Genomic DNA, 8,215 nt, shown 5'->3' with positions numbered 1-8,215 from the left:
GCAAAACACGGCCCTCAGCCCGCATCCATGCGGGCTGCCCCGGCCTTCCGGGAACGTCTCAGCGATTTTGAGGCCGTCAGCACCGGCAGTTTCAGTCGCACAAGTGGGTCAATCAACGGCAGGTCGCACGACCCCCTGGAAGGGCAAGGCGTGAGCCGCCGCCCGGCATAAAAGCGGCTCCGTGCCCGCGGTCATCGCCCGGCGGCGCTGCGCTTGCCGGGCCTACGATATATGAGCTCACGTGAGGATACCGTAGGCCGGATAAGCGTAGCGCCATCCGGCACAAAGGCGGGTATGGCGCCGGGGATGCCCTGCCCGGCGGCGTTGCGCTTGCCAGGCCTGAGGTATAGGGGCTCACGGGAGGATGCCGTAGGCCGGATAAGTGTAGCGCCATCCGGCACGAGACGGGTACGGTGCCGGAGGTGTCCTCCCCGGCGGCGCTGCGCTTGCCGGGTCGGGGAGTGGGATTCCGCGGAGCGTTTCGCTAACAAACACCCGCCGCCCTCAAACAAGAAGGCCGGTTAGCATCGCTAACCGGCCTTTTGTATCCGCTTCTGCACCGCGCGTCAGTCGTGGCGCGGGTACTCCGGCGTGTTGATCCAGGCGTGGTCATCTTCCCAGGTGAACAACCATTTCCGGTCCGGCCCGGCCATCACGTTCAGATAGTAGCTGTCGTAACCGGCAATCGCCGCCACCGGGTGGTAACCGCGCGGCACCATCACCACATCGTGGTTGTACGGCGCCATGCAGGCGTCCAGGCTGCGGTCATCGGTGTAGACTCGCTGGAAGGCAAAGCCCTGCGGCGGATCGAAGCGGTGATAGTAAGTCTCTTCCAGCTGCGTCTCTTTGCCCGGCTGGGCGGTATCATGCTTATGCGACGGCCACGAACTGGTGGCCCCCTCGTCGGTGTACACTTCCACCACCAGCAGGCAGTCCGCCTCGGCGCTGTCCGGCAGAATATTATGCACCCGGCGCTGGTTGCGCCCTTTCCCTCGGTGCTCTACGCCGACGTCTTCCGGCCGAATGAGTCGTGCCGGGAAGCGGCCTTTGCCCGGCGCGCTGCATACCGCCAGCTCCAGATCGGAATCGGCGGTTACCTCGACTTTATCCTGCGGCGGCACGTAGACCGACCACGGCGGGGTGCGTTCAAACGGCGACATCCGTTTACCGAGATTCGGGAAATCGGCATGCTGCGTTTTCACCGACGCCAGCCCGGCGACCAGCACCAGGCACAGCTCGCGATCGCCGCTCTCCAGCGTCACGGTCTGCCCTTTTTTCAACATCCAGACATCAAAGCCGATATAGCGCCAACCGGCGCTTTGCGGCGTAATATGCTGGATCTGTCCCTCTTTTCGCGATTTAGCCAGTAACGACATGGCGCTCTCCTTCGCCGATTAACCTAATGTCGGCATGCTGAATTCAGATACGGTCTGCTGCCCTGCCGGCCAGCGTACGGTGGCGGTCTTCATGCGCGTGTAGAAGCGCACGCCGTCCGGCCCGTGGACGTTCAACGCGCCAAACACCGAGCGCTTCCAGCCGCCGAAGCTGTGGAACGCCATCGGCACCGGGACCGGCACGTTCACCCCAACCATCCCCGCCTGCACGTCGTGGACGAATTCACGCGCGGTGTGGCCGTTGCTGGTGAAAACGGCGCTGCCGTTGCCAAACTCGTGGCTGTTGACCAGCTCAAGGGCGCTGTCATAGTCCGCCGCGCGCACAATCCCCAGCACTGGGCCAAAGATCTCTTCGCGCCAGATGGTCATCTCCGGGGTGACGTGATCGAACAGGGTGCCGCCGACATAATAGCCCGCGTCGTAACCCGGCACGCGCAGTTTGCGGCCATCGACCACCAGTTTTGCCCCTTCGCTTTCGCCTTTATCAATATAGCCGAGCACTTTTTTCTGGTGGGTATCAGACACCACCGGTCCCATCTCGTTCTCTTCCTGGCCGCGCATGCAGCCCGGCCCCACTTTCAGCGCTTCCACCAGCGGCTTCAGGCGGGCGATCAGTTTGTCGGCGGTTTCATCTCCCACCGCCACCACCACCGGCAGCGCCATGCAGCGCTCGCCTGCGGAGCCAAAAGCGCCGCCCATAATGGCGTTAACGGTGGCGTCGAGATCGGCATCCGGCATCACAATCGCGTGGTTCTTGGCGGCGCCGAAGGCCTGTACGCGCTTGCCGTGGGCGCTGGCGGTCTTGTAGATATACTCCGCCACGCCGGAGGAGCCGACGAAGCTCACCGCCGCAATACGCGGGTCAGTGTACAGCTGCTCAGCATCTTCATTGCTGCAGTGCACGACGTTAAACACGCCGTCCGGCAGACCGGCCTCTTTCAGCAGCTCTGCCAGACGCACAGCGGCCGTCGGCGCCAGCGCGGGCGGCTTGAGAACGAAGCTGTTGCCGCAGGCCAGCGCCAGCGGGAACATCCACATCGGCACCATCGCCGGGAAGTTGAACGGGGTGATCCCGGCCACTACGCCCAGGGGCTGCATCAGCGAATAGCTATCGACGCCGGTGCCGACGTCAGAAGAGTATTCGCCTTTAATCAGGTGCGGGATCCCGCAGGCGAATTCGACCACTTCCATGCCGCGGGTCAGCTCGCCCAGCGCATCCGACCACACTTTACCGTGCTCGCTGACGATGATCCCGGCCAGCTCTTCCACGTGCTGCTCCAGCAACATTTTGAAGTTGAACAGCACGCGGGCGCGGCGCAGCGGCGTGGTACGGGACCAGCTGTCAAACGCATCGCGAGCAACCTGAATCGCCTCGGAGACTTCCTGCGCGGTTGACACCGTGACTTCGCGCACCGCTTTGCCCGTCGCCGGGTCGTACACCGGCATCGTTTCGTTGCTGCTGCTAATAACGGTTTTCCCGCCAATAAAGTTTCCTGTGATCGTCATGTTCTCGCCTCATAGTGAAGGGGGCCAGCGCACACCGGCCCGTCGCTGATTCTGCTGTGCTATAACCGTAGTAAAATGAAATTTATATTTCAACATTGTCGTGAAATGAAATTTCATTTTGGTGATAACAGTCGCATTTTGCGCCGACGGATTGCCTGTGTGCTTCCCGCATCCCGCCTCGTCGCCTCAAGACGCCCGGCTTCCTGCTGCTGTCGCTCCCGCAGTCGGGGCCGGTGATATTTTGCGAGACAGCTCAAACATTCATCATTTCCATTCTTGCTAATTTTGGAATAAACGTTTTGACTGTTAGCCAATTGAACGAACCTACCCCTCTTCCGTCAGGAGTGTCCTATGGCCATCGCAATGCAACGTTTTTGTATTAACCGCAAAATCGCGCCAGCGCTCAGCATTGAAGCGTTTTTCCGTCTGGTGAACCGTCTGGGCCTGAATAAGGTTGAGCTACGCAACGATTTACCCAGCGGAAAAGTGACCGACGATCTGAGCCATCAGCAGGTGCGCGAGCTGGCGGCGCGCTACCACATCGAGATCCTGACGATTAACGCAGTCTACCCCTTTAACCGTCGTAGCGAAGAGGTGCGGCAGTTGACCGAATCGCTGCTGAAAGAGGCCCAGGCCATCGGCGCCAAATCGCTGGTACTCTGTCCGCTCAACGACGGCAGCGAAGTGCCGGCCAGCGAAACCCTGAGCGCCCTGCGCGATCTGTCGCCGCTGTTTGCGTTCTATGGCATCCACGGTCTGGTGGAGCCGCTGGGCTTCCCACAAAGCTCGCTGCGCTCTGCGCACCAGGCGCAGACGCTGATCCATGACGCCCGCGTGCCGTTTAAGCTGCTGATCGACACCTTCCATCACCATCTCTACCCCCAGGCGGCGGACGAGTTCAGCCAGGTGGAGGTGGCGGACATCGGTCTGGTGCACCTTTCCGGGGTGGACGATACCCGTCCGCGCGAGCAGCTCACCGATGCCGAGCGCATCATGCTAACCCCGCAGGATCGTCTCGGCACCTGCGAGCAGGTTAAAGCGCTGGAAGCCCGCGGCTATCAAGGGGTATACGCTTTTGAGCCCTTCGCGCCCGAACTGGCGCAGTGGAGCGAAGCGGATATCGAGCGCGAAATTGAGCAGAGCATCGCGCTTATCCAGCGCCACTGCGCCTGAAGCCTGCTCTGGACAGCATGCGCGGCACGTGACAATTTCCCCAACGCCGGACGACGAGGTTGCCTATAATCGTCGCAGGATAAATGGAGGAATCGATCATGAGCTCACCCTTGTTGATTGCGCGCACGCTGGATAACGCGCTGTATTTGCTGCCCGCGATGGCCAACCGCCATGGGCTGATCACCGGTGCGACCGGCACCGGTAAAACCGTCACCCTGCAAAAGCTGGCTGAGTCGTTCTCGGAGATTGGCGTCCCGGTATTTATGGCGGACGTCAAGGGCGACCTGACCGGCATTGCCGCCGCGGGGCAGAGCTCAGAGAAACTGCAGGCGCGGCTGGAGAAGATCGGTGTCAGCGACTGGGAGCCGCACGCCAACCCGGTGGTGCTCTGGGATATCTTTGGCGAGAAGGGTCACCCGGTTCGGGCGACGGTCTCCGATCTTGGCCCTCTGCTGCTGGCGCGCCTGCTCAATCTCAACGAGGTGCAGAGCGGCGTGCTGAACATTATTTTTCGCATCGCGGACGACCGCGGCCTGCTGCTGCTCGACTTCAAAGACCTCCGCGCCATCACCCAGTTTATCGGCGACAACGCCAAAGCGTTCCAGAATCAGTACGGCAATATCAGCAGCGCCTCGATCGGCGCCATCCAGCGCGGGCTGTTAACCCTGGAGCAGCAGGGCGCCGAGCACTTCTTCGGCGAGCCGATGCTGGATATTGCCGACTGGATGCGCGTCGATGCCAGTGGTAAAGGGGTGATCAATATCCTCAGCGCCGAAAAACTCTACCAGATGCCGAAGCTCTATGCCGCCAGCCTGCTGTGGATGCTCTCCGAACTCTACGAGCGCCTGCCGGAAGCTGGCGACCTCGAAAAACCGAAGCTGGTGTTCTTCTTCGATGAGGCGCATCTGCTGTTCAACGACGCGCCGCAGGTACTGCTGGATAAAATCGAACAGGTGATCCGCCTCATCCGCTCCAAGGGCGTCGGCGTCTATTTCGTTTCGCAGAACCCGGCGGATATTCCCGACGCCGTGCTCGGCCAGCTGGGCAACCGCGTGCAGCATGCCCTGCGCGCCTTTACGCCGAAGGACCAGAAGGCGGTGAAAACCGCCGCCCAGACCATGCGCGCCAATCCGGCCTTCAGTACCGAGCAGGCGATCCAGGAGCTGGGCACCGGCGAGGCGCTGATCTCCTTCCTCGATGAGAAAGGCAGTCCGTCGGTGGTCGAGCGGGCGATGGTTATCGCCCCCTGCTCGCGAATGGGTCCGGTCAGCGATGACGAGCGCAATGGCCTGCTGAATCACTCGCCGCTGTACGGCAAGTATGAGGAGGAGGTGGACCGCGAGTCGGCCTTTGAGATGCTGCAGCAAGGGGTGCAGGTCGCCACCGGGCAGCAGTCGGCTCCGCCGGCGAAGGGCCAGCAGAGCGGCGATGACGATGGGCTACTCGGCGGCCTGAAAGATATTCTGTTCGGCAGCACCGGCCCGCGCGGCGGCAAACGCGACGGTATCGTGCAGACCGCGGCGAAAAGCGCGGTTCGCCAGGTCACCAATCAGATCGTCCGCGGCATGCTGGGCAGCCTGCTGGGCGGACGCAAGCGCTAAAAAAAAAGCCCCCTCATCGTTGAGGGGGCTTATACGTTCCGGGCTTAACCCGCTAGGCCTTGCGCATCATCAGCCAAAGGCTTATCAGGAAGAAGCTGGCGCTCGGCAACAGCGCGCCGATGATCGGCGGTATGCCATATACCAGGGTCAGCGGGCCGAAAATCTGGTCCAGCACGTAGAAGATAAAGCCGAAGCTAATCCCCGTCACCACCCGCACGCCCATCGGCACGCTACGCAGCGGACCAAAGATAAACGACAGCGCCATCAGCATCATCACCGCCACCGACAGCGGCTGGAAGATTTTGCTCCACATATTGAGCTGGTAGCGTCCCGGATCCTGGCCGCTGGACTTCAGGTATTTCACATAGTTGTGCAGACCACTGATCGACAGCGCATCCGGATCCAGGGCAACCACGCCGAGCTTATCCGGCGTCAGGTTGGTTTTCCAGGTACCGCTCACCATCTGCGACCCGGTCACCTGCTTTGGATCGGTCAGGTTGGATTCATCCACCTGCGACAGGCGCCACACTTTATTTTCACTATCGAACTTTGCCGAGGCGGCATAGCGCACCGACTCTAAACGACGCTCCGGATTGAAGGCATAGATGCTGACGCCCCCCAGCTCATCGTTGCCTTTCACGCGTTCGATATAGACAAAGTTGTGGCCATCTTTCGCCCACAGCCCTTGCTGAGTCGACAGCAGCGAACCGCCGTACATCTGCTGGGCGCGGTAGTTGCGCGCCATTTGCTCGCCCTGGGGCGCCACCCACTCGCCGATCGCCATGGTCAGCAGCACCAGCGGGATCGCAGTTTTCATTACCGCCAGCGCCACCTGCAGCCGGGTGAAACCGGATGCCTGCATCACCACCAGCTCGCTGCGTTGGGCCAGCATCCCCAGCCCCAGCAACGCGCCAAGCAGCGCCGCCATCGGGAAGAAGATCTGGATGTCCTTCGGCACGCTGAGGATGGTGTAGAGACCAGCGCCCAGCGCATCGTAACTACCCTGCCCGGACTTTTTCAGCTGATCGACAAACTTGATAATGCCGGAGAGCGACACCAGCATGAACAGGGTCATCATGATGGTGTTGAAAATCGTCTTACCGATATAACGGTCAAGTACGCCAAACGCCTGCATCAGGCCGCTCCTTTATTAAAACGGGCGCGGAAGCGGCGCATCGGCACCGTGTCCCACAGGTTTAACAGCACCGCCAGCGCAAAATAGAGCAGGTTAATCGCCCACATCCAGATAGCCGGGTCCATTTTGCCTTTGCCGCCGTTCGACTTAATCGACGTTTGCAGCAGGAAGAACACCAGGTAAAGCAGCATCGCCGGCAGCATCGACAGCACGCGCCCCTGACGCGGGTTCACCACGCTGAGCGGCACCACCATCAGCGCCATAATGAAGACGGTCGCCACCAGCGTGAAGCGCCAGTGCAGTTCGGCACGCGCGCGGTCGGTATGGGTCTGCCACAGAGTGCGCATATCCATCTGTTCGGTGTCGTCCGGATCGGAGGTCACTGCCTGGTGGCCGATAATGGCCTGATAGTTATTGAAGTCGGTAATGCGGAAATCGCGCAGCATCGCGGTGCCTTCAAAGCGGGTGCCCTTGTTGAGGGTCACCACCTGCGAGCCGTCTTTCTGCTGCGACAGCTCGCCGGAATCCGCCACCACCACCGAGGGGCGCGCATTGCCTTTCGGACGCAGCTGGGCAAGGAAGACGTCATGGAAGCGGTTGCCGTTGACGCTCTCGATAAACATCACCGCGTTACCATCGCTGGCCTGCTGGAACTGGCCCTGGGCCAGCGCCGCCATGCCGGGGTTGGCTTTGGCTTCGGCCAGCACTTCGTCCTGATGGCGCGACGACCACGGCCCCGCCCACATGACGTTGACCGCCGCCACCGCGCCGGTGAACAGCGCGAGGATCATCGCCGCCTTGATCAGCACGGCTTTGCTCAGACCGCAAGCGTGCATCACCGTAATTTCACTTTCGGTGTAGAGTTTGCCCAGGGTCATTAGCAGGCCAAGGAACAAACTTAACGGCAGGATAAGCTGCGCCATCTCCGGGATGCCGAGCCCCAACAGCGAGAGCACCAGATTGGTTGGGATATCGCCATCCACCGCGGCGCCGAGGATCCTGACTAATTTCTGACAAAAGAAAATCAGTAACAGGATGAATAGGATCGCCAACTGGCTTTTCAGCGTCTCACGAACCAGATATCTTATGATTATCACTATAAATACGCCCGTAAAAACCCGTTTTATTGCAGGAAAATTGCTTGTTTCATGGCTTAAACGTCATTTATTCTCTTTGGTCGTTGAAAACATCGCTAAGATTAAATGACTCATCGGTTCTGCATGTCAGGATCTTTTCTGACGAACCCAGGCCTTAATAACGTTAAGATTAACACGAAGTCACCGCAACAGCGGACATGAGTTACGAAAGCTTGCAATTATATACTCAATGGATTTCGAGTTGTAAGAAGGCAGCAGGGCTGTGACCCCTGGCGCGCGCGTTAGGCCCGCATCAGGTAAGCAGGCGCA

6 protein-coding genes are annotated in these 8,215 nt (G+C 60.4%); 2 read left to right on the top strand and 4 right to left on the bottom strand.

What is annotated here, in order from left to right:
- Positions 1-566: 566 nt before the first annotated feature.
- Positions 567-1,376 (bottom strand): 5-deoxy-glucuronate isomerase, encoded by an 810-nt coding sequence (gene iolB, locus N438_RS23315; RefSeq protein WP_004186731.1) that lies wholly within the window; start codon positions 1,374-1,376, stop codon positions 567-569.
- A gap of 18 nt (positions 1,377-1,394) precedes the next feature.
- The gene (locus N438_RS23310; RefSeq protein ID WP_004146794.1) at positions 1,395-2,900 is read right to left on the bottom strand and encodes a CoA-acylating methylmalonate-semialdehyde dehydrogenase; all 1,506 of its coding nucleotides are present in this window, start codon (positions 2,898-2,900) and stop codon (positions 1,395-1,397) included.
- 351 nt (positions 2,901-3,251) lie between these two features.
- On the opposite strand from N438_RS23310, the gene N438_RS23305 reads away from it, so the two are divergent.
- Together N438_RS23305 and N438_RS23300 are read left to right on the top strand one after the other, a co-directional pair.
- Positions 3,252-4,073 (top strand): TIM barrel protein, encoded by an 822-nt coding sequence (locus N438_RS23305; RefSeq protein WP_044612644.1) that lies wholly within the window; start codon positions 3,252-3,254, stop codon positions 4,071-4,073.
- Positions 4,074-4,171: 98 nt separating this feature from the next.
- The gene (locus N438_RS23300) at positions 4,172-5,674 is read left to right on the top strand and encodes a helicase HerA-like C-terminal domain-containing protein (protein WP_008807119.1); all 1,503 of its coding nucleotides are present in this window, start codon (positions 4,172-4,174) and stop codon (positions 5,672-5,674) included.
- Positions 5,675-5,726: 52 nt separating this feature from the next.
- On the opposite strand, the gene lptG is transcribed toward N438_RS23300, so the two are convergent.
- Both lptG and lptF read right to left on the bottom strand, forming a co-directional pair.
- The gene (gene lptG / locus N438_RS23295; RefSeq protein WP_008807120.1) at positions 5,727-6,809 is read right to left on the bottom strand and encodes an LPS export ABC transporter permease LptG; all 1,083 of its coding nucleotides are present in this window, start codon (positions 6,807-6,809) and stop codon (positions 5,727-5,729) included.
- Entirely contained in the window at positions 6,809-7,906 is a 1,098-nt protein-coding gene (gene lptF / locus N438_RS23290) for an LPS export ABC transporter permease LptF (RefSeq protein WP_012969078.1), read from the bottom strand. Before lptF ends, lptG begins: the two co-directional genes overlap by 1 nt.
- Positions 7,907-8,215: the final 309 nt, after the last annotated feature.

The organism is Klebsiella sp. GL120222-02, assembly GCF_003097195.1.
In the GTDB taxonomy this organism is placed as follows: domain Bacteria; phylum Pseudomonadota; class Gammaproteobacteria; order Enterobacterales; family Enterobacteriaceae; genus Klebsiella; species Klebsiella variicola.
Note: the sequence above shows the minus strand (reverse complement) of the source record. Positions and strands in the feature narration are given on the sequence as shown.